At 59.0% G+C, this 21,834-nt stretch carries 20 protein-coding genes and 3 tRNA genes; 12 read left to right on the top strand and 11 right to left on the bottom strand.

Annotation, left to right across the window (positions count from 1 at the left end; genetic code table 11):
- Positions 1–34: 34 nt before the first annotated feature.
- A complete protein-coding gene (locus ACR0LW_RS01440; RefSeq protein WP_480881380.1) occupies positions 35–835 on the bottom strand; it encodes a thioesterase family protein in 801 nt (266 codons plus the stop codon).
- 89 nt (positions 836–924) lie between these two features.
- Complete coding sequence (locus ACR0LW_RS01435) at positions 925–1,896, bottom strand: DUF808 domain-containing protein (protein WP_480881378.1); 972 nt, start codon at positions 1,894–1,896, stop codon at positions 925–927.
- 181 nt (positions 1,897–2,077) lie between these two features.
- Between ACR0LW_RS01435 and gap (ACR0LW_RS01430) the strand changes: the two genes are divergently transcribed.
- The 3 genes from gap (ACR0LW_RS01430) (at position 2,078) to gap (ACR0LW_RS01420) (ending at position 4,392) form a co-directional block, all read left to right on the top strand.
- Positions 2,078–3,079, top strand: coding sequence for a type I glyceraldehyde-3-phosphate dehydrogenase (gene gap / locus ACR0LW_RS01430; RefSeq protein ID WP_170450900.1), 1,002 nt, complete (start codon positions 2,078–2,080; stop codon positions 3,077–3,079).
- A gap of 71 nt (positions 3,080–3,150) precedes the next feature.
- Positions 3,151–3,294, top strand: a complete 144-nt coding sequence (locus ACR0LW_RS01425) for a hypothetical protein (RefSeq protein ID WP_170450902.1) — start codon at positions 3,151–3,153, stop codon at positions 3,292–3,294.
- Positions 3,295–3,387: 93 nt separating this feature from the next.
- Positions 3,388–4,392 carry a type I glyceraldehyde-3-phosphate dehydrogenase gene (gap, locus tag ACR0LW_RS01420; RefSeq protein ID WP_480881375.1) on the top strand — a complete coding sequence of 335 codons (1,005 nt, stop codon included), beginning with the start codon at positions 3,388–3,390 and terminating at the stop codon, positions 4,390–4,392.
- On the opposite strand, the gene coaD is transcribed toward gap (ACR0LW_RS01420), so the two are convergent.
- From coaD to ACR0LW_RS01405, 3 genes are all read right to left on the bottom strand, one after another.
- Complete coding sequence (gene coaD / locus ACR0LW_RS01415; RefSeq protein WP_170450906.1) at positions 4,384–4,875, bottom strand: pantetheine-phosphate adenylyltransferase; 492 nt, start codon at positions 4,873–4,875, stop codon at positions 4,384–4,386. The genes gap (ACR0LW_RS01420) and coaD overlap by 9 nt on opposite strands.
- An 84-nt stretch (positions 4,876–4,959) precedes the next feature.
- Positions 4,960–5,397, bottom strand: coding sequence for a CBS domain-containing protein (locus tag ACR0LW_RS01410; protein WP_170450908.1), 438 nt, complete (start codon positions 5,395–5,397; stop codon positions 4,960–4,962).
- Between the two features lie 59 nt (positions 5,398–5,456).
- The gene (locus ACR0LW_RS01405) at positions 5,457–6,359 is read right to left on the bottom strand and encodes a LysR family transcriptional regulator (RefSeq protein ID WP_170621753.1); all 903 of its coding nucleotides are present in this window, start codon (positions 6,357–6,359) and stop codon (positions 5,457–5,459) included.
- A gap of 105 nt (positions 6,360–6,464) precedes the next feature.
- On the opposite strand from ACR0LW_RS01405, the gene ACR0LW_RS01400 reads away from it, so the two are divergent.
- On the top strand, positions 6,465–7,964 hold the full coding sequence (locus tag ACR0LW_RS01400) for a CoA-acylating methylmalonate-semialdehyde dehydrogenase (protein ID WP_170630109.1): 1,500 nt from the start codon (positions 6,465–6,467) through the stop codon (positions 7,962–7,964).
- Between the two features lie 202 nt (positions 7,965–8,166).
- A complete protein-coding gene (locus ACR0LW_RS01395) occupies positions 8,167–8,751 on the top strand; it encodes a L,D-transpeptidase (RefSeq protein WP_480881747.1) in 585 nt (194 codons plus the stop codon).
- Between the two features lie 69 nt (positions 8,752–8,820).
- Here ACR0LW_RS01395 and ACR0LW_RS01390 read toward each other — a convergent pair whose 3' ends face one another.
- Both ACR0LW_RS01390 and ACR0LW_RS01385 read right to left on the bottom strand, forming a co-directional pair.
- A complete protein-coding gene (locus ACR0LW_RS01390; RefSeq protein ID WP_480881371.1) occupies positions 8,821–9,297 on the bottom strand; it encodes a fasciclin domain-containing protein in 477 nt (158 codons plus the stop codon).
- A 71-nt stretch (positions 9,298–9,368) separates the two neighbouring features.
- Complete coding sequence (locus ACR0LW_RS01385) at positions 9,369–10,220, bottom strand: class I SAM-dependent methyltransferase (RefSeq protein ID WP_480881369.1); 852 nt, start codon at positions 10,218–10,220, stop codon at positions 9,369–9,371.
- Positions 10,221–10,360: 140 nt separating this feature from the next.
- Here ACR0LW_RS01385 and ACR0LW_RS01380 point away from each other — a divergent pair, with 140 nt between their 5' ends.
- From ACR0LW_RS01380 to mmsB, 4 genes are all read left to right on the top strand, one after another.
- Positions 10,361–11,476, top strand: coding sequence for a carboxylate-amine ligase (locus ACR0LW_RS01380; RefSeq protein ID WP_170734676.1), 1,116 nt, complete (start codon positions 10,361–10,363; stop codon positions 11,474–11,476).
- A gap of 114 nt (positions 11,477–11,590) precedes the next feature.
- Entirely contained in the window at positions 11,591–12,733 is a 1,143-nt protein-coding gene (locus ACR0LW_RS01375; protein ID WP_480881367.1) for an acyl-CoA dehydrogenase family protein, read from the top strand.
- A 7-nt stretch (positions 12,734–12,740) separates the two neighbouring features.
- Positions 12,741–13,781, top strand: a complete 1,041-nt coding sequence (locus ACR0LW_RS01370) for an enoyl-CoA hydratase/isomerase family protein (RefSeq protein ID WP_480881365.1) — start codon at positions 12,741–12,743, stop codon at positions 13,779–13,781.
- Positions 13,782–13,784: 3 nt separating this feature from the next.
- Entirely contained in the window at positions 13,785–14,657 is an 873-nt protein-coding gene (gene mmsB / locus ACR0LW_RS01365; protein ID WP_480881363.1) for a 3-hydroxyisobutyrate dehydrogenase, read from the top strand.
- A 1-nt stretch (position 14,658) separates the two neighbouring features.
- Here mmsB and ACR0LW_RS01360 read toward each other — a convergent pair whose 3' ends face one another.
- The 4 genes from ACR0LW_RS01360 to ACR0LW_RS01345 all read right to left on the bottom strand — a co-directional run bounded on the left by ACR0LW_RS01360 (position 14,659) and on the right by ACR0LW_RS01345 (position 18,856).
- Positions 14,659–15,528, bottom strand: coding sequence for a fused MFS/spermidine synthase (locus ACR0LW_RS01360; protein ID WP_480881361.1), 870 nt, complete (start codon positions 15,526–15,528; stop codon positions 14,659–14,661).
- A gap of 91 nt (positions 15,529–15,619) precedes the next feature.
- Complete coding sequence (gene uvrA / locus ACR0LW_RS01355; RefSeq protein ID WP_480881359.1) at positions 15,620–18,478, bottom strand: excinuclease ABC subunit UvrA; 2,859 nt, start codon at positions 18,476–18,478, stop codon at positions 15,620–15,622.
- 179 nt (positions 18,479–18,657) lie between these two features.
- Positions 18,658–18,734: transfer RNA gene (locus tag ACR0LW_RS01350), tRNA-Asp, on the bottom strand.
- Between the two features lie 45 nt (positions 18,735–18,779).
- Positions 18,780–18,856 (bottom strand) — tRNA-Asp (locus ACR0LW_RS01345).
- Positions 18,857–19,190: 334 nt separating this feature from the next.
- Between ACR0LW_RS01345 and ACR0LW_RS01340 the strand changes: the two genes are divergently transcribed.
- From ACR0LW_RS01340 to ACR0LW_RS01330, 3 genes are all read left to right on the top strand, one after another.
- Positions 19,191–19,928 carry a porin gene (locus ACR0LW_RS01340; protein WP_170630117.1) on the top strand — a complete coding sequence of 246 codons (738 nt, stop codon included), beginning with the start codon at positions 19,191–19,193 and terminating at the stop codon, positions 19,926–19,928.
- A 112-nt stretch (positions 19,929–20,040) separates the two neighbouring features.
- Positions 20,041–20,115: transfer RNA gene (locus ACR0LW_RS01335), tRNA-Val, on the top strand.
- Between the two features lie 106 nt (positions 20,116–20,221).
- Entirely contained in the window at positions 20,222–21,808 is a 1,587-nt protein-coding gene (locus ACR0LW_RS01330) for an APC family permease (protein ID WP_480881356.1), read from the top strand.
- Positions 21,809–21,834 lie beyond the last annotated feature (26 nt).

Here is a 21,834-nt window from a genome sequence, read left to right as displayed (position 1 = left end):
CCCAAAAGCCCCGGCCAGCGCCGGGGCTTTTTTGTCAGACGAAGATGATAACCGACTGCATCCCGTCCACGATCAGATCGCCGTCGGTATTCCACACCCGCATGACCTGCGAGCTATAACCGTCGCGCCCTGCCGTCAGTTGATGTTCCAGCAGCCACCAGCCATCGCGAGTGTGAACATCCTCGGACAACACGTTGAAAATCCAGTTCATTGATGAATTCGGGCCGGGTTTCTTCAAGGTCGGATAGATCGCAGGCGGTGGCAGATCCGCGACCGAGATCAGCCCTTCCATCCGATCCCACATTCGCGGGTCACGGTGCCGCGCCCATAAACGCAAGTACCCGTGTTCCGCACCCGAAAACGGCAAAGAGCCTTCCACCCGTTTGACATCGAAATTCTCAAGGAACGGAATTGGCGGACGCGGCAAGCCCGGCGGGAAATAGGGATCGCAGGCTTCGGGGTCCGGGGCGGGTTTTGCGGGGTGGTCAAATGCAACATGGCTGTCCTGCGCATGACCGAACGAGAAAGTGGCGGTTGCCGCCACCTGCCCTTCAATCTCGGCGCGGGCGCTGATGATTGTCACATTGCGGCCCTGGCGCAAAACCTCGGTACTGATCGTGGGCGCAGCGCCAATCGGGGCTGTGAAATTGATCAGAGCGGATCGCAAAGGCGGCAGGCCGTTGTGCTGTGCGTGAACCGTTGACAGCATCAGGGCCGAGGAAAACCCGCCAAAGGTCGTGCGGCCTTGCATCCAGTTCTGGGGCACAGGGAAACTCAGGCCGTTCTCTTTAGCGACCCGCGCCTCAAGAACATCGATCAAAGACTGATTGGGCATGAGGGTTCCAATTCTTCTGTGTCTCACCCGACTCTAGCCGCCTGACAACACATCACCATCACAACCCAACGTCACATTCGGATTCTGTTTCAGTGCTTCTCGGCTGATCCGCTGAAAGCGCCCATCATTGGACCAACGACCTTGGTCGCGACCGGGATCAGAACAAAGCCCCAGGCCAGACCGAACACGCCGTCCATAGTCGCTTTGGACACCCACTCAATCACACCGACCCACTGGCCGGATGCCATATGACCAAGCGCATAAGCCCAATCGTGAATGTGATGACCAAGCCAGCCAAAGCCCAGAACCTCCATCCCGTGGATGACAATCGATCCGCCGACCCACAACATCGCAGCCGTGCCGACGATGGACAGAATTTTCATGACCACCGGCATGGCCTTGACCAGACCCCGGCCTGTCCCACGCCCAATCGGCGTTGGCGCGTTCTGCGCCAGAAACAGCCCGACATCGTCCATCTTCACGATCAATGCGACCGATCCGTAAACGGCCACGGTCACGCCGATGCCCACAACCGCCAGAGTCGCCGCCTGCATCCAGATATTCGGGGCCTCAATCGCTGCCAGTGCAATTGTCATGATTTCCGCTGAAAGGATAAAGTCGGTCTTGATCGCGCCCTTGACCTTTTGTTCTTCAAGGTGGCCGGGGTCGCGCACGCTCATGTCTTCTTCGATGGCGTGGCTGCCATGAGGGAACAGGACGTGAAAGATCTTCTCGGCCCCTTCGAAACATAAGTAAGACCCGCCAAGCATCAGCAGCGGAGTGATCAGCCACGGCGCGAAATTGGCCAACAACAGCGCGACCGGCAAAAGCAGGATAAGCTTGTTGAAGAACGACCCGCGTGCAATGCGCCAGATGATCGGCAACTCGCGCGCAGGTGCGAAACCCTGAACGTATTTCGGGGTCACCGCCGCGTCGTCGATGATCACTCCCGCCGTCTTGGCCCCGGCCTTACCGGCCGCTGCAACCACATCATCGACCGAGGCCGCAGCCACCTTGGCAATCCCCGCCACGTCGTCCAAAAGGGCCAACAGACCGCTCATTGCGCATCCTTTCCTGTCACCTGTCGCACCGCGACCCTACCCGATCTCACAGCTAGCGCAAGCGTTAGCGCAATCGCGTGAGGTTTGCGCTAACACCTTAAAAATATGCCGCTTTTGCCCTTTTGAGATTCCAATTTCGCGGCTATATGGCCTGCAACGCAAGCGCATCTGGAGACATCTCATGACCATTAAGGTCGGCATCAATGGTTTTGGCCGCATTGGCCGCTGTACCCTGTCGCATATCGCCGCCTCTGGCCGCAACGACATCGAAGTGATCAAGGTCAACGCAACCGGCCCGCTGGAGACCTCGGCGCATCTGTTGAAGTATGACAGCATTCATGGCCGTTTCCCGCGCGATGTATCGATTGACGGAAACACCATGGATCTGGGTCGCGGCCCGATGCAGATGTTCTCGACCTACGACATGAACGAGCTGGACTGGGAAGGCTGCGATGTCGTTCTGGAATGCACCGGCAAGTTCAATGACGGCATCAAGGCGAAAACGCACCTTGAGCGTGGCGCCGGCAAGGTTCTGCTGTCCGCACCGGGCAAGAATGTCGACAAGACCATCGTATTTGGGGTCAACCACAACACCCTGACCGCGAATGACAACATGGTTTCGAACGGCTCGTGCACCACGAACTGCCTTGCCCCGCTTGCCAAGGTACTGGACGAGGGTGTCGGCATCGAGCATGGCATCATGACCACGATCCACGCCTATACCGGCGACCAGCCGACCCTGGACCGTCGCCACAGCGATCTGTACCGCGCCCGCGCTGCCGCGATGTCGATGATTCCAACCTCGACCGGTGCCGCCGCTGCGCTGGGTGAAGTGCTGCCCAACCTCAAGGGCCGTCTGGACGGCTCGGCCATCCGTGTGCCGACGCCGAATGTCTCGGCCGTTGACCTGAGCTTCCGCGCCTCGCGCGATGTGACCGTCGAAGAGGTCAACGCCATCGTCGAAGAAGCCGCCAAAGGCCCGATGCAGCGCGTTCTGGGGTACGAGCCCGCGCCGCTGGTCTCGACCGACTTCAACCACACCGAAGAAAGCTCGATCTTCGCACCCGACCAGACCCGTGTTGTCGACAACCGCATGGTCCGCGTGCTGGCCTGGTATGACAACGAATGGGGCTTTTCGGTCCGCATGGCAGACGTTGCCGTTGCAATGGGTCGTCTTAACTGACCCTTCGGACTTCGCTTGTAGCTTTGCACCCGCTCAGGTTATCTGGGCGGGTGTTTTCGTTCGGGGACAGAATGACAAATCAACTCGCCATCTGGCTCGGATTGCTTATCCTCGGCGCGATCGTGCTGGACTATGCGCTGTTCGGACCCGAGCATTTGGTGTTCCTCAGCAAGAAGCTTTACGCCTTCCTGGACTGGGTCGCATTCTGGCGCTGACCGAGGTTTTTCTTGACATTCGCGCCAATCTGGAATTGTTAGCGCTAACCAAGCCCAATTCGGGACTCTCTGACGAATGAAACGGAGCGCGACATGACACTCAAACTGGCAATCAACGGCTTTGGACGGATCGGGCGCGGAGTTTTACGGGCGGTCATGGAATCGGGCCGTACGGATGTGCAGATCGTGGCGATCAACGATCTGGCGAAACCCGAAATGAACGCGCATCTGTTCGAGTTTGACAGCGTACATGGCCGCTACCCCAACACAGTCACCCTAAGCGACGCAGGTCTGGACGTCGGCGCGGGCCCCATCCGTCTGACCAGTGAACGCGATCCCGAAGCGCTGGATTGGTCGGACGTCGATGTCGTGCTGGAATGCACCGGCGTCTTCCGGACGCGCGAAGCGGCTGAGCGTCATCTGAAGAACGGATCGAAGAAAGTGCTGATCTCAGCCCCCGCGCGCGGCGATGGTGGGGTCAAGACCGTGGTCTTTGGTGTCAACGACAGCGAACTGACCGCAGACGATATCATTGTCTCGAACGCGTCCTGCACCACCAACTGCCTGTCGCCGGTTGCTGCGGCGCTGGATGCGGGGCTTGGCATTGTGCATGGCAACATGACCACCGTTCACGCCTACACGGCCAGCCAGCCGGTGCATGATACGGCGGGCAAAGACCCTTACCTGTCGCGCGCTGCCGCCTTGTCGATGATCCCGACAACCACCGGCGCGGCTGCTGCGGTCGGGCTTGTGCTGCCGCAACTGGCCGGAAAGCTGACCGGTCAGGCGATCCGGGTCCCTACCCCCAACGTCTCGGTCGTCGATCTGGTGGCCGAGGTGTCGCGCCCAACGACCGAGGATGAGGTCAACGCGCTGTTCGTCGATGCTTCTGCGAAAATTCCCGGCGTACTGGCTGCGGAAAACCGGCCCTTGATCTCGGTCGATTTCAATCATGATTCCCACAGCTCGACCGTGTCGCTGGCCGAAACCAAGGTCACCGACGGCACCCTTGTGCGGGTGCTGGCGTGGTATGACAATGAATGGGGTTTCTCGAACCGGATGCTGGACACAGCCGCCGCGATGGGTGCCCTAGCCTAAGCGGTCGCGCAAGGCCGCGTGGACGCTGGGTGTGACGAATTTCGACACATCCCCGTTTAGCCGCGCGATTTCTTTGACCAGTTTCGAGGCGATGGCCTGGTGCCGCGCCTCGGCCATCAGAAACACAGTCTCGATTGAATCGTCGAGGGCACGGTTCATGCCGACCATCTGGAATTCATACTCAAAGTCGGCCACAGCCCGCAGACCGCGCACGATGATCTGGGCGCCCACGTCGCGGGCGCAATCGATCAGCAGATTTTCAAAGGGATGAGCAACGATCTCGGTGCCGGTCTGTTCGGTCAGATGCGCGCATTCCGCCTCGATCATGGCGACACGTTCTTCCAGAGAGAACAACGGCCCCTTGTCGCGGTTGATCGCAACGCCGATCACCAGCTTGTCCACCAGCGCAGAGGCCCGACGGATGATATCAATATGACCCAGTGTAATCGGGTCAAAGGTTCCCGGATACAATCCAACCCGCATCAGGATCTCCTGCGCAACATTATTTCTGCGCTAGCAAACATAACTTTGACGCAGGTGCAAGGGGTGGAAACGCCCCTGACCAAGTCAATGGCCCATGATCATGCCCTGAAGGGCGTCCTTTTCCATCGCCAGTTCTGCCAGTTGCGCCTTGACGACATCGCCAAGGGTGACAATGCCGACCAGCTTGCCCTCTTCAACGACCGGCATGTGGCGAAAGCGCCCTTCGGTCATGCGTGACATGATGTCCTGAACCGTCGCCTGCCTTGTGGTCGTGACCAGATCTTCGGTCATGTACGAGCTCACCGGTTGATTCAGGCACCCGCTGCCGCTGGCAGCCAGTTCGCGGACGATATCGCGTTCGGACAGGATGCCCACCGCCGTCTGCCCGCCGTCTTCGGATACAACAACTGTCCCGATCCGTTTCTCCGCCAGGATTTTTGACGCCTCAGAGACCGTCGCTGAAGGTTGAACCGTGACTACGCCTTCTGCGGCCTTGGACTTCAGAATGGCCTGAACGAGCATTAAGAACACCTCCGGAATAATAAACTTATTCCAAAGCGTTGCGCGATTAGGACAACCTGTCAAGCTTCGGCGGCGGCTTCCAGCCGCGTCACTTCTTCACGGATGCCCTGCGTCAGCGCCTCGGCAAAGCGGTTCAGGCGTTCATTGCGCTGATCGCCCTGATGCCGGACCAGATAGAAACTGCGGGTCAAATGTACTTGGTCCGTCAGGATTTTCCTCAGGTTCGGATGGAACGGCAGGGTAAAATCATGCGCGACACAGACCCCGGTGCCCAACGACACCTGCCGCAACTGAACCGAGACCGAATTCGATGCAAGCGCGACACGGTCAACGCCGATGTCATTCAGATAATCCAGTTCCCGGTCGAAAATCATGTCCGGGATATACCCGATCAGACGGTGCCCTTTCAGGTCGCCAACCTTTCGGATCGGATCATGGCGATCCAGATAATCCTGCGCGGCGACCATGTGCAGCCGATAGTCGCTGATTTTCTTGACCAGCAACTTTCCCGCGGTCGGAGCACTCACGGTAACGGCCATATCGGCCTCGCGCCGGGACAGGTTGATGATCCGGGGCAAGGCGAGGATCTGAATGTCCAGATCCGGGTTGGCATCGCTGATCTTGGCGCAGACTTGCGGCAACAGATAGTTGGCCGACCCGTCCGGCGCCCCGATCCGGATCTGACCGCTAAGCGATTTGGTCGAGCCAACCACCGCACCGGCGGCGGCACGCATCGCCTCTTCGGCTTGCAGACCGTGATCCAGTAAGCGTTGACCTGCCCGCGTCAGAATGTAGCCCTGCTGCGATTTGGTAAATAACGGCGCGTCCAGAGTGGCCTCGAGCCGGGCAATGCGCCGACCGACCGTGGCCGGATCGATTTTCAGGATACGACCCGCTGAAGACAGGCTTTCCTCGCGCGCGACAGCCAGGAAAACCCTCATATCGTCCCAATTTGGGTCCATGCTTTGCCTTCCGTGCTTTTTCCAGCGCGTATTTTTCGAACATTTCCTCTGTTCGGGTGATTTTTGCAAGCCTATCCTGCGCCCAAACGTTCGGAGGAGATATCAATGCAAGACCTGACCCATTTCCTGAATGGCGCGCAAGTGGCCGGCACGTCAGGCCGGTTTGACGACGTCTTCAATCCTGCAACGGGCGAAGTGCAATACAAATGCCCGATGGCCAGCGCCGCTGAAACGACGGCCGCCATTGAACAAGCCGCGATTGCGCAACCCGCATGGGGCGCGACCAACCCGCAAAAGCGGGCGCGCGTGATGATGGCGATGGTGCATCTGATGAACCGCGACATGGACAAGCTGGCCGAGGCGCTCAGCCGCGAGCACGGCAAGACCATCCCCGACGCAAAGGGGGACCTGCAGCGTGGACTGGAAGTGATCGAATACTGCATCGGCGCGCCGCAAATGCTGAAAGGCGAGTTCACCGACAGTGCAGGCCCCGGCATCGACATGTATTCGATGCGTCAGCCGCTAGGCGTTGTGGGGTCGATCATGCCCTTCAACTTTCCCGCCATGATGCCCTTGTGGCATGTCGGTCCGGCACTAGCCTGTGGGAATGCCGTGGTTCTGAAACCGTCTGAACGTGACCCCTCGGTCCCCTTGATGCTGGCGGAACTGTTCGTCGAGGCCGGTCTGCCGAAAGGCGTCTTTCAGGTCGTCAATGGCGACAAGGAGGCGGTCGACACCATCCTTGATAGCGAGATCATTCAGGGAGTGTCTTTCGTGGGCTCGACCCCGATCGCGCAGTATATCTATTCCCGCGCCACCGCGAACGGGAAACGCGCGCAGTGCTTTGGTGGCGCCAAGAACCATATGATCGTGATGCCCGATGCGGATCTGGATCAGGCTGCCGACGCCTTGGTGGGTGCCGGATTTGGCGCGGCGGGTGAACGGTGCATGGCCGTTTCGGTTGCGGTTCCCGTGGGTCAGGACACCGCCGACGCGCTGATCGAAAAGCTGGTGCCGCGCGTCGAAAAGCTGAAAGTCGGCCCCTACACCGCCGGTGATGACGTTGACATGGGTCCGGTTGTGACCGCCGCGTCAAAGGAACGTATTCTGGGCCTGATCGACTCAGGCGTGGAACAGGGCGCAAAGCTGGTCGTGGACAACCGCGATTTCAGCCTGCAGGGGTATGAGGACGGCTTCTTTGTCGGGCCGCACCTGTTCGACCATGTGACACCCGATATGGACATCTACAAACAAGAGATCTTTGGCCCCGTCCTGTCGACCGTGCGCGCAGAGTCGTATGAAGAGGCGTTAAAGCTGGCGATGGACCACGAATATGGCAATGGCACCGCGATCTTCACCCGCGACGGGGACACAGCGCGTGACTTTGCCAACCGGGTCAACATCGGCATGATCGGCATCAACGTTCCCATCCCGGTGCCGCTGGCCTACCACACCTTTGGCGGCTGGAAGAAATCCATGTTCGGGGACCTGAACCAGCACGGACCGGACAGCTTCAAGTTCTACACGCGCACCAAGACCGTGACGGCCCGCTGGCCGTCGGGCATCAAGGAAGGTGGCGAGTTCAATTTCAAAGCCATGGACTGATCTGAGCCCTAAAAGCCTAAAGCCCGGCCCATTTGGCCGGGTTTTTGTGGCAAAGACTCGCCAATGCCCCTGAAAACCTGCGCCCTCACGATAAATTCAGGTTTCACAGGCTGGAAATTCGCATCCCGCACAAATAATTTACTCTCAAATTTTTTGATCGAGCAGTTCAAAAATATCGGAGGCCGTTTTGTCCAATTCCCGCATGACCCGCCGCTCGGCCCTATTGGGGGTCGCGTCCGTTCTGGCAACGCCCGCTCTTCTGCGCGCGCAAAGCACGGATGCCTTCCCGCAGACCGAAGACGCGATCAGCACACAGTTGCCGGTGCGCCGCAATGTATCCTCGTTCTCTCAACAGAACTGGCAGGATCACTTTGACGAGCTTGGCTCGGGCTGCCTGCTGGCCGACATCACCAGCCGTGCCGTGCATTACTGGGGCCCGGACGGGACCTATAAGCTGTACCCAAGTTCTGTGCCGATGAGCGAAGAACTGACCAAGCGCGGCTACACCAAAGTTGTGCGCAAGGCCGAAAACCCAAGCTGGACACCAACCGCGTCGATGCGGGAACGCGATCCTTCGCTGCCCGTCCGGATGGATGGCGGCGATCCGGGCAACCCGTTGGGCACCCGCGCCATGTATCTGGACTGGCCCGCCTATCTGGTGCACGGCACCCATGATACGCGCAAAATCGGTCGTCAGAGCTCATCCGGTTGCATCGGACTGTATAACCAGCATGTGGAAGAGCTGTATCCGCTGGTCCAGATCGGTACGCAGGTGCGTCTGGTCTGATCTGATCATGAGTTACACGAAAGCCCCGGCCAACAGGACCGGGGCTTTTGTTTTGTGCGGTCGTGGCGCTTATTTCGGCAGGATCACCGCGTCGACCACATGGATCACACCATTGCTGGCCTCGATATCGGCCTGAACAACTTCGGCACCGTTGACCTTCACGCCGTTGCGCGCATTCACGCTCAGACGGTCGCCCTGCACGGTCAGAACCTTCGCGCGCTTGCCAGCGATATCGCCCGACATCACCTTGGCCGGAACCACATGATAGGTCAGAATTTCAACCAGCTGATCCTTGTTCTCGGGCAGCAAGAGGCTTTCGACAGTCCCCTCGGGCAATGCTGCAAACGCCTCATCCGTCGGCGCAAACACGGTGAACGGGCCATTGCCCTTCAGCGTATCGACCAGACCAGCCGCCTGAACGGCTGCGACCAGGGTGGTGAACGATCCGGCAGATACTGCGGTATCAACAATGTCAGCAGCCTGGGCCTTCAGCGGCATGGCAAATGCGAGTGCGGCGGCAGCGCCCATAAACGTGCGACGAAACATGGCTGTCTTCTCCTCTCCAGCTTGTTATGGAAAGGGGTACGGGCCTTTTGTCACACCGGATCACTTTGAGATCACTGCTCCTTGATCTGAACCCAGATACTCTGGGCGCGACCCTCTTTCAAAAAGGGCAAGGCTTCGACGGCATCCGGACGCTCCTGTTGCAGGTAGTACCCCGGCCAAAGCATTGAAAACGCACCAGATTGCAGCAAAGCGTGCAACATGTACTGCTCACCCCAACCGGGGCAGTCATAGAAGAACCGCTTGGGATATTCATAGGGCAAAAAAACATCGTGCACGTGGATGACAACGCCCGGTTTCAGGCTGGGAATGATGCGGCAGAACAGGTGCGCGACATCGTTCGACATCCGAACAACATGGCTGGAATCGATGAACAGAACGTCGCCTGCCTCCAACTGGTCGAACAGCGCGGGGTCCACATCTTCCAGCCGTTTCTGCTCGAATGCATCCACCACATGGGCAATATCCGCGCGGGGGTATGGGTCGATGGCCGTGATCTTGGTCTCCAACCCACCATCGATGATCGCCTGACGTGTGACGCGGGTCGAATTTCCGCAGCCGACTTCGATAACCTGTTTTGGCTGAAACCTTCGGATCATCAGATACAGCGCATCCGCGTCAGGGCTGTCATAGTAGCCATTACCGATGCGGTAACCGGTCTGATTGCGCGCTGGGTCCTTTAACGCGGCCAAGGCGTCGCGGTGTTCCGCAAACTCCTGTTTCAGCGGCTCGATATCGAACCCCTCCATCCCCGGTGACAGAGCATATGCCGGTTTGGTCAGCCCCCCTGCCCGCTCGAACGCTTCAAGCCGTGCGCGTTCGTCCTGTTCGGCGGCCTTGTCGATCAGTTTCACCCCCAACTCATCAAGCGCTTCGTTGATCTTCGGGAATTTTCTGAGTTTCACGCGCGTCGCTCCGGTTCGGTGGCTTTCTGCATTTCCATACCTGTCCGGCATGGGCCTTCGCAAGCGGCAGAACGGCAAACCCTTGGCAAAACGCCGATTTCCGTATTCACTGAGATCGTAAAACAAAGGGAGGTCCGTGAATGCAGCAGGATTTCACGCTGGGCATTGAAGAAGAATATCTGCTGGTTGACCGCGACAGCCTGCAACTGACCGAAGCCCCCGCCGCCCTGATGGAAGCCTGCCAGGCCGATTTCGAAGGTCAGGTCAGCCCCGAATTCCTGCAATGCCAGATCGAGGTCGGAACGCGCCCTCATACCACGATCAAAGGCGCGCGTGAGGATCTGAAGCGGCTGCGATCTTGTGTGTCGAAACACGCCGCCGCATATAACCTCAGCCCGATTGCGGTATCCTGCCACCCGTTCGCCAATTGGAAGGATCAGCACCACACCCGGAAGGAACGCTACGATGCCTTGCAACACGCCTTGGGCGGTGTTGCGCGACGGATGCTGATCTGCGGAATGCACGTTCATGTTGGGGTCGAGGACCCGGCGCTGCGGGCTGACCTGATGCCCCAGCTCTGTTATTTCCTGCCTCACCTGCTAGCGTTGTCCACATCCTCGCCCTTCTGGAACGGAGAGGATACGGGCCTGTCCTCCTACCGGCTGACTGTCTTCGACAACCTGCCGCGCACTGGGCTGCCACCTGACTATAACAGCTGGTCCGAATACGAGCGTACCACCGGCGTGCTGGTCGAACTGGGCGTGATCGAGGATACCTCAAAAATCTGGTGGGACCTGCGCCCGTCGCACCGATTCCCGACGCTTGAAACCCGCATCATGGATGTGCAGCCCCGGCTGGAACACACCCTTTCGCTGGCGGCCCTGGTGCAGGCCCTGACCCGGATGCTGTGCCGCCTGAAGGCGCGAAACCTGCGGTGGCGTCAGTATGATCGGTTCCTGATCAGTGAAAACCGGTGGCGTGCGCAGCGCTATGGTGTTGGCGAAGGGCTGATCGATTTCGGAGATCGCTCGATCAAACCGATGGCCGAGTTGATGGGCGAACTGATGGGCATGCTGGCCGAAGATGCCGAGGCGCTGGGCACCATGACCGAACTCGCTCGGTTGCGGCAGATTGCCGAAAACGGGACCTCAGCCACACGCCAAAGGCGCGCGCATGCCGAAGCTGTCGCCAAAGGCGAGGACCCCGGTCAGGCGGTCGTTCGCCATTTGATCGAAGAGTTTCACGCCGATCTGTGACCCTGCGGCGCGTAGTCGCCGCGCCGCCCGTGAACGATTGCTGATCTTGCAAAATTTCTGTAACGATTGCGAAATAAACAAGCGTTCAATTCTTTACCTGCGGGAGGGTACGCCATGGATTTCGGGCTGACCGAGGAACAGACAGCCATCTTCGATATGGCATATGCGTTTGGGCAGGAAAACATCGCCCCATTCGCGCGCCAATGGGAAAGCGACGGCACCATTCCAAAGGACCTGTGGCCCAAGATCGGGGAACTTGGATTCGGTGCGCTATACGTGTCCGAGGACAGCGGCGGGTCGGGCCTGACCCGGTTGGACGCCACGCTGGTGTTCGAGGCTTTGTCGATGGCCTGCCCTTCGGTCGCGGCCTTTCTGTCGATCCACAATATGTGCGCCAAGATGCTGGACAGCTTTGCCAGCGACGACCTTAAATCCCAAGTGATGCCAAACGTGCTGAGCCTGAACACAGTGCTCAGCTACTGTCTGACCGAACCGGGCTCAGGCTCGGACGCGGCCGCGCTGAAAACCCGCGCCGAACGCACGAATGAAGGGTACACGCTGAACGGGTCAAAGGCCTTTATTTCCGGCGGAGGATACTCGGACGCCTATGTTTGCATGGTGCGTACCGGTCAGGACGGCCCCAAAGGTATTTCAACCGTCTATGTCGAAGACGGAACACCGGGCCTCAGCTTTGGTGCGCTGGAACAAAAGATGGGCTGGAAAAGCCAACCCACCGCGCAGGTCCAGTTCGACGACTGCAAAATTCCAGCCGGCAATCTGGTCGGCGTTGAAGGCGACGGGTTCAAATACGCCATGAAGGGTCTGGATGGCGGGCGTCTGAACATCGCCTCTTGTTCCTTGGGCGCGGCACAGGCCGGGCTGGACATGACCCTGCAATACATGTCCGAACGCAAAGCCTTTGGCCAATCCATCGATCAGTTCCAGGCCCTGCAATTCCGCCTGGCGGATATGGAGATCGAACTGCAGGCCGCCCGCACTTTTCTGCGTCAAGCGGCCTGGAAACTGGATCAAGGCGCTCCGGATGCGACCAAATTCTGCGCCATGGCCAAGAAATTCGTGACCGAGACCGGATCGAAGGTGGTCGATCAGTGCCTGCAACTGCACGGCGGCTACGGCTATCTGGCCGATTACGGCGTCGAAAAGCTTGTGCGCGATCTGCGGGTACATCAGATATTGGAAGGCACGAACGAGATCATGCGCGTGATCGTCGCGCGCCAGATGATTGCACAAGGCTAAAGGTTACATGTCCGACATCGACATCCGCACAGCCGGCCGCGCCGGGCGCATCACCCTGACCCGACCCAAGGCGCTGAATGCGCTTACCTACGATATGTGCATGGCCGTCGACACCGCCCTGCGCAACTGGCGCGAGGATGATGCGGTCGATCTGATCATCTTCGACGCGGAAGGCGACAAGGCCTTTTGCGCCGGAGGGGACATTGCCGAACTTTACCAGACCGGGATCCAGGGCGACTTCGCCTATGGTCAGACATTCTGGCGCGACGAATACCGGCTGAACGCCCTGATCTTCGAATACCCCAAACCTGTCATCAGCTTCCTGCAAGGCTTCACCATGGGCGGCGGCGTCGGAATCGGCTGCCACGGCAGCCACCGGGTTGTTGGCGAAACCTCTCAGATCGCGATGCCCGAATGCTCCATCGGGCTGGTTCCCGATGTCGGCGGCACGCTGATGTTGGCGCTGGGCCCCGGTCGATTGGGTGAGTTTCTGGGCACCACCGGGCACCGCATGGGCCCCGCTGATGCGATCCTTGCCGGGTTCGCCGATCATTTCATCCCGCAGGTTCAATGGGCTGATCTGATCGACATGCTAGAGGCGTCCGGCAACGCCGATCTGATTGGCGAACATGCCGCCACGCCGCCCAACGGTGAACTTGCCGGTCTGCAACCCGAAATTGACCGCACCTTCGATGGTGAGACACTCGGCGATATTCTAACCAATCTGCGGAGCAGTGGTTCCGAATTCGCGGTGAAGGCGCTGGCCAAGCTGGAACGGAACGCGCCGCTGTCGGCGGCCTGCACGGTGGAAATGCTGCACCGCCTGCGCGGGGCCTCGCTAACCATGCGTCGGGCGCTGGAAATGGAATACCGTTACACCTTCCGCGCCATGCAACATGGTGATTTTCTGGAAGGCATCCGGGCGCAGATCATCGACAAAGATCGCAATCCCCGCTGGCAATATGCGGATATGACCGTGCCAGCGGTTGCGGTGTCGAAGATGTTGCAGCCGCTGGGCAAGGACGCCCTGACATTCGAGGAGGAGTAAGACATGCAAATCGGGTTCATCGGGCTGGGCAATATGGGCGCGCCCATGGCCGCCAATCTGGCCAAAGCCGGTCACAAGGTGCGCGGTTTTGATACCGCTGGGGTCAGCGTGGACGGTGTCGCCAACGTTCAGACAGCTGCCGAGGCCGTAGCGGACGCGGACGCCGTCATCACCATGCTGCCGAACGGGGCCATCCTGCGCGCCGTCGCCGATCAGATCATCCCCCATATGCAATCCGGTGCCGCTCTGATCGACTGTTCAACCGTCGATGTCGACAGCGCCCGCGCCGTCGCTGATCAGGCTAATGCAGCCGGGCTGCTCTCAGTCGATGCACCTGTTTCGGGCGGGATCGGAGGCGCCTCGGCAGGTACGCTGACCTTCATGGCCGGTGGATCCGAAGACGCCTTTGCCAAAGCCGCCCCCCTGTTCGAGATCATGGGGCAAAAGGCCGTGCACTGCGGCGAAGCCGGGGCCGGTCAAGCGGCCAAGATCTGCAACAACATGATCCTCGGCGTCACCATGATCGCTACTTGCGAAGCCTTTGCATTGGCTGACAAGCTGGGGCTGGACCGTCAAAAAATGTTCGACGTCGTCAGCACGTCCTCCGGCTATAGCTGGACCATGAACGCCTATTGCCCCGCCCCCGGCGTTGGCCCAACCAGCCCTGCGGATAACGGCTACCAACCCGGTTTTGCCGCCGAGCTGATGCTGAAAGACCTGCGCCTCAGCCAGCAAGCCGCCGAAAGCGCCGATGCGGACACTCCGATGGGGCAAGCCGCAACGGCGTTGTATGAACAATTCGTCGAAGGTGAAGACGGGAATGGTATGGATTTCAGTGCCATGCTGCCTCGATTCGAGAAACGCGGTCGCGGCTGATCTAACTTTCGTCTTGGGATAAGATACAAAGCCGATCTGCGTATTCGGACAAATCAAACCCAAACGGCATCCGCGCCTGCAGCGCGCGCGCGGATGCCGAAACGCTGGCCGGATCGGCACACGCCTCCTTGCATCCGAACAGAACATGCGTGCCCTCGACTTCAACCTCGCAGGCATCTGCAAAAACCGATTGAAAGTCCGCTTTCTGCTCAGGCAGCCGAGGGTCGCTGTCCACGAAATTCATGCAAACCACGCCCCTGTGCCGAAGCTTGCTGGCGCACATTTCAAAGAACGCGGGCGTGGACAAGGATTGCGGCACACGCCCGTCCGCCGCGAAGCAATCCAGATAGATTTGGTCGAATTGCGCGTCTGTCTGTTCGGCCAAATGCAAGCTGCCATCGGCGCAGGAAATCCGCAGGCGCGGACCGTCCTTCAGACCGAAATACCGGTATGACAGGTCAAGAACTTCCCGATCAATCTCCGAGCCGGTGATCATGACATCATCGAGCAGCGCATGAAGAACCGTGGGCATCCGCCCACCACCGCTGCCCATAACATACACACGCTCGGGCCGTGGCACGAAAGCAAGGCACAACAGCATCGCCTGCGTATAACCACCGGTCAGAGTCAGCGGGTTTGTCAGATCAATGCGCGACATGACGCCGCTGAGCGCGTCGTTGGTCAGAGGAACTCCGCTGGGGCAAAACACCAGAAACAGCTCGCTCCCGCTCTTTGCAACGACCACCTGCCCGATCTGGCCCTGCCGATGCTCGACCAAACCATCCGGCAGATCCTGCAAATGCCTCAGCCGCTGTGCAATAGAGCCGGGTAAGGTTCCCGAGGCGAACACGTTCGGGTCTGGATCGGCCATGCGACCTCCGTTCGCGTTGGACGCACCGACACCGCCGATTTGCCAGGCGCCGTCCCCAATAGACGTATTCCTGGCAGTATGCGTGACTGGTCTACTCGGCGGCAACCGCCTTTGCATCAAGCATCTGTTTCAGATACCGCCCGGTGTGGCTGCGCTCGACCTCGGCCACCTCTTCCGGGGTGCCGGTCGCGACAATCTCACCACCACCGTCACCGCCTTCGGGGCCGATATCGATGATATGGTCGGCGGTTTTCACCACGTCCAGATTGTGTTCGATCACAACAACCGTATTTCCCTGATCGACCAATTCATGCAGCACTTCCAACAGCTTGCGCACGTCTTCGAAATGCAGACCCGTGGTCGGTTCATCCAGAATATACAAGGTGCGCCCGGTGGAACGTTTGCTGAGCTCTTTCGACAGCTTAACCCGCTGCGCCTCGCCCCCTGACAGGGTCGTGGCCTGTTGACCGACCTTGATATAGCCCAGCCCCACACGCGCCAGCGCATCCATCTTGTCGCGGATCGACGGCACGGCTTTGAAGAACTCCTGCGCGTCCTCCACCGTCATGTCCAGCACGTCGGCGATGGATTTGCCCTTGAACTTGATCTCCAGCGTCTCGCGGTTGTAGCGCGCACCCTTGCAGGTCTCGCAGGTCACGTAAACGTCGGGAAGGAAGTGCATCTCGATCTTGATGACACCGTCACCCTGACATGCCTCGCAACGGCCACCTTTGACGTTGAAGCTGAACCGCCCGGGCTTGTACCCGCGCGCCTTTGCCTCAGGGAGGCCAGCGAACCAGTCGCGGATCGGAGTGAAGGCCCCCGTGTAAGTCGCTGGATTCGAACGCGGAGTCCGCCCGATGGGCCGTTGGTCAATGTCGATGACCTTGTCCAGAAATTCCAGCCCCTTGATGGTCTCACACGGCGCGGGTGTCTGACGCGCACCGTTCAGACGCATCGAGGCGGTCTTGAACAGCGTCTCAATGGTCAGCGTGGATTTGCCGCCCCCGGACACGCCGGTTACGCAGACGAATTTACCCAGTGGAAAATCGGCGGTCACGTTCTTCAGGTTGTTTCCCGTCGCTTTGACAACCGAAACCTTCTTTTTGTTGCCTTTGCGCCGTTCAGTTGGCACCGCAATCTCGCGGGATCCCGCCAGATACTGACCTGTGATCGAAGCGGCGTCAGCCGTGATTTCCGCTGGTGTCCCTTTACTGACCACCTGCCCACCATGCACACCCGCGCCTGGGCCAATGTCGAACACATAGTCCGCCTCGCGAATGGCTTCCTCGTCATGTTCCACGACGATGACCGTGTTCCCCTGATCCCGCAGGTTTTTAAGCGTACCCAGCAGCCGGTCATTGTCGCGTTGGTGCAGGCCGATGGACGGCTCATCCAGCACATACAGAACCCCCGTCAGGCCCGAGCCGATCTGACTGGCCAAGCGGATACGCTGGCTTTCCCCGCCAGACAGTGTGCCACTTGAACGTGACAGCGTAAGGTATTCCAAACCAACGTTATTCAGGAATCCAAGACGTTCGCGGATTTCCTTGAGGATGGCGCGCGCGATCTCGTTCTTCTGCACGCTCAGATGGTTCGGCGCATCCTCAACCCAAGCCAGCGCCTCGCGGATCGACATCTCGACCACCTGACCCACATGCAGGCCCGCGATCTTTACCGCCAACGCCTCGGGACGCAGGCGGTAGCCTTCGCAGGTGCCGCAGGGGCGATTGTTTTGGTACCGTTCGAATTCCTCGCGAATCCACGCGCTGTCGGTTTCACGATAGCGGCGTTCCATGTTCGGTATCACGCCCTCAAAACTGCGCGTGACCTGATAGACCCGCCCGCCTTCGTCATAGCGGAACTGGATTTCCTCATCGCCCGAGCCGCGCAGGAAGACCTGCTGCACCTTGGCGGGCAAATCCTTCCACGGCGTGTTCTTGTCGAACTCATAATGCCGCGCAATGGCTTCGATGGTTTGCAGGAAATATGGGGACTTCCCTTTGCGCCATGGGGCCAAGGCACCATCGTAAAGCTTCAATGTCTGATCCGGTACGACGAGGCGTTCGTCAAAGAACAGCTCGACCCCCAAACCGTCACAATCCGGGCATGCCCCGAACGGAGCATTGAACGAGAACAAGCGTGGTTCGATTTCGGGAATGGTGAAGCCGCTGACCGGGCAGGCAAAATTTTCACTGAACGTAATGCGTTCCGGGTCACCTTCGCGCGGGGCGGTTTCCAGAATCGCGATACCATCCGCCAAATCCAAAGCCGTGCGCAGGCTGTCGGCCAGCCGGGTTTCCATCCCTTCGCGCACAACCAGACGATCGACCACAACGTCGATGTCGTGGCGGAATTTTTTGTCCAGCGTCGGAGGCTCATCCAACTCGTAGAATTCGCCGTCAACTTTCACGCGCTGAAAGCCCTGTTTGCGCAGTTCCAGAAATTCTTTCTTATACTCACCCTTCCGGTCGCGCACGATAGGGGCCAGCAGGTAGCCGCGCGTCCCCTCCTCCATCATCATGATCCGGTCGACCATGTCCTGCACCTGCTGCGCCTCAATCGGCAAACCGGTCGCAGGGCTGTAAGGAGTTCCTGCGCGCGCAAAGAGCAAACGCATATAGTCGTAGATCTCGGTCACAGTACCCACGGTCGAGCGTGGATTTTTCGATGTGGTTTTCTGTTCGATGGAAATCGCCGGGGACAGGCCGCTGATGTGATCCACATCAGGCTTTTCCATCATGTCCAGGAACTGACGCGCATAGGCCGACAGGCTTTCGACATAACGGCGCTGGCCTTCGGCATAGATCGTATCAAACGCCAGCGAGGATTTGCCCGATCCGGACAGACCGGTGATCACCACTAGCTGATCCCGCGGGATATCGACGTCGATCCCTTTCAGGTTATGTTCGCGCGCGCCGCGCACTTCGATGTTCTTCAGCTCAGCCATTCAGGCCCCCAACCAGACAAGTGTCCTAGAAATAGGCGAGCGGCGCTGAGTCTCCAACAGAAAAGTTAGAACAAAGTGTGAACGAACCAATTATTGCCGACACCTACTGACAAGGCGCGACGCAGTTGGGCCTTGCAGGGCAATTGCTGATGGTCTGAGGTGGAAAGGAAAGAAGAAAATGGCGCGGTTGACGGGGCTCGAACCCGCGACCCCCGGCGTGACAGGCCGGTACTCTAACCAACTGAGCTACAACCGCGCATCTATTTTCATGGCCTTTATCCTGGACCAAGGATTGCAGCGATGGCGCGGTTGACGGGGCTCGAACCCGCGACCCCCGGCGTGACAGGCCGGTACTCTAACCAACTGAGCTACAACCGCCCGCTGCACGTTCGCTCTGAACGTTGGGGTGTATTATGGCCCCGCCCCGGCATCGTCAAGCGGCGTTTTGAAGTTTTTTTCGAATTCCAGAAATTTACGCATGCCGCTGTTCGGGCGGCGGCGTCAGTTTTCTGGATACGGTCAAATGGCACGCGGCTGTCCGTGGTTTTTCGCACAGAAACACCATGCTTCACCCTCAATGTGACACCCCGGCAACAGCACCAGTTATTTCAAGTGAATCAATACACCCCAAAGCAGAATCAACCTAATGCTGCGCGCGCAAAAAGGGCTACATTCCGGGGCCCGGCCAACAAAAAAAGAACGGAGCATAATCTTGAAAAAACTCTTTATCTACAGCGCCCTGTCAGCAACCCTGTCGACCGGCGCGGCGCAGGCTGTCGAACTTACGGGCGGTTATCTTGATCTGGGGTATTCAACCTTCACCGACACCGATTTTGGTGACGTCTACAACCTGAACGGAGCGGCTGAACTGGCCTTCACCCGCGCGTTCAGCGCCCAGTTGGATCTGGGCGGCTATCGTTTTCAGGACCTCGGCGAAACCGCAACGAACTGGACACTGCACGCCAACTTGCACACCAGCGGCAACGCGTCGTTTGGTGCGTTCTACGGTCAGGAAAAGTTGGAAGATGCTGATTTCGACTTTTTCGGAATCGAGGGTGGCTTCGACGCAGGTCCGGCAGAGATCGAAGGTTATATCGGTCGCCAGGAACTGAGCAACGTCTCTGGTCTGGACGGAACAATTTTCGGAGTTTCGGCCACAACCGAACTGAGTGACCGCTGGGACTTCACCGCAAGCTGGGACATTGTCGACAACTTTGTCGGTGCGTTGGATTACAACCTGTTTGCAATCGGTGCCACCTATGCCGCCGCTGACAACGCCGAAGTTTACGGCAATATCGGCGTCGCACATATCTCGTCCCCGCTGGTTTCCGGCAGCTCGAACGAGGCCTATGTGGGCGTTGGCGTTCGTGTGAACTTTGGCAATGATCGCGGTACGACGTTTGGCCGTCGCGGTGTTCTGGCCAAACTGCCTGGCCTGCCCGGTCTGTAAAACACCAGGGCCCCGGTTTTCCGGGGCCTTTCGTTCTGCGCATACTTGCCGGGAAAAACTGATCTTCCTGCCCTTGCAGAGCACCAAGACCTGCGGTAAGAGGCCGCCCTATGGGTGATTAGCTCAGTGGTAGAGCGCTTCGTTCACATCGAAGATGTCAGGAGTTCAAATCTCTTATCACCCACCATTCCCCTTTCCGATCATCTGACCCCGCCCAGCTTGCCACCGGGCGTTGTAACTGCGTATCCTTTTCACAATCGCTGAATTAACGGCGCGTGAACAAGAGGATACGCATGGCCAAACTGAAACGGGATATTGGCCTTGTGGGCCTGACCTTCATTTCGGTCGGCGGAATCATTGGGTCAGGATGGCTGTTCGGGCCGATGCTGGCGGTGCAACACGCGGGCCCTGCTGCGATCCTGTCATGGATCATTGGCGCGGTGGCGATGTTCATCCTTGCCATTACATTCGCCGAGATTTCGGCCATGCTACCAATCCCCGGCGGCATCGCCCGCGTACCGCAGTTCTCGCACGGCAACATCGTGTCGATGGCAATGGGCTGGACGGCCTGGATCGGCTACAACACCACGGCCCCGATCGAAGTCGAGGCGATGTTGAAATACCTGGCCCCCTATGCCCCGTGGCTCCACACCGCAGCGACCGGAGATCTGACCGGCGCGGGCATTGCAGTGGCCCTGTTTTTCATGCTGCTGTTCGTGGCCATCAACGCGCTGGGCGTCAAGTTCTTCACCCAGGTCAACGCCGCGCTGACATGGGCCAAGGTTGCAATTCCGATTGTGCTGTCGGCGCTTTTGATTGCCAGTCGGTTTGACACGCAGAATTTCTCGCACCCCGACGGGTTCGCGCCTTACGGTCTGCAAGGCATCATGGCCGCTGTATCGACCGGAGGGGTGATCTTTTCGTTCATCGGTTTCCGCCACGTGGTCGACATGGCCGGAGAGGTTCGGAACCCGAAATTCGATATTCCCGCCGCGCTGATCCTGTCGATCATTCTGTGCGCCGCCATCTATCTGGGCCTGCAAGTCGCATTCATCGGCGCGCTTGACGCCGACATGCTGAAAAACGGGTGGAGCAACCTGACCTTTGGCGGCGAAGGCCCACTGGATGCGGTCATCATGTCCGTTGGGATGGTCTGGTTTCTCAGCCTGCTGAATGTGGGATCGGTCATTGGCCCCTTCGGCAACGGGCTTGTGGCCACCGGGTCGAATGCCCGGATTGCACTCGCCCTGTCGAAGAACGGGTTCCTGCCGCAGCGCTTGACGATTCTGTCCACGTTTGGCGTGCCGCTTTGGGCGCTGGCCTTGAACTTTGTGATCGGCATTGTGTTTCTGCTGACGGTGCCCTTTACCACGGTTATCGCCCTGAACGGTGCCGCAATTGTTCTGTCCTTCGCAGTGGGGCCAATCGCCGTTGTCTGCCTGCGCCGCCTGATGCCCGATCACCCAAGATCCATCCGCATCCCCGCCGTCAAACTGGTGGCCGTCACCGCCTTCGCCGTTGCAACTCTGGTCGTCTATTGGAGCGGCTGGGACACCGTATGGCGGCTGGGCATCGCGCTAACGGCAGGGATGGTTCTGCTTTTGGTCCGGTTCCGGGGTCGGCTGGATGAGATGGACGTGACCGAGGCGCTGTGGCTGGTGCCCTATTTCGGGGGCACCGGCCTGATCTCTTACCTCGGTCAGTTCGGGGACGGCGCGATGAAGCAAATTCCGTTCGGGTGGGACATTGTACTCTGCACCCTGTTCTCGGCGGTAATTTTCACCCTCGCCGTACGGTCCGCGCTACGGGATGAAAAGTTTCAGCAATACATCGCAGAAGAAGAGATACTGGACCCCAAAAAACCGATTATTGGGTTCTGAAACGAAAAAAGGCGGGGTCCTGCCCC

It is taken from the genome of Ruegeria sp. N4, from assembly GCF_056531425.1.
This window is presented reverse-complemented; position numbering and strand designations above follow the sequence as displayed.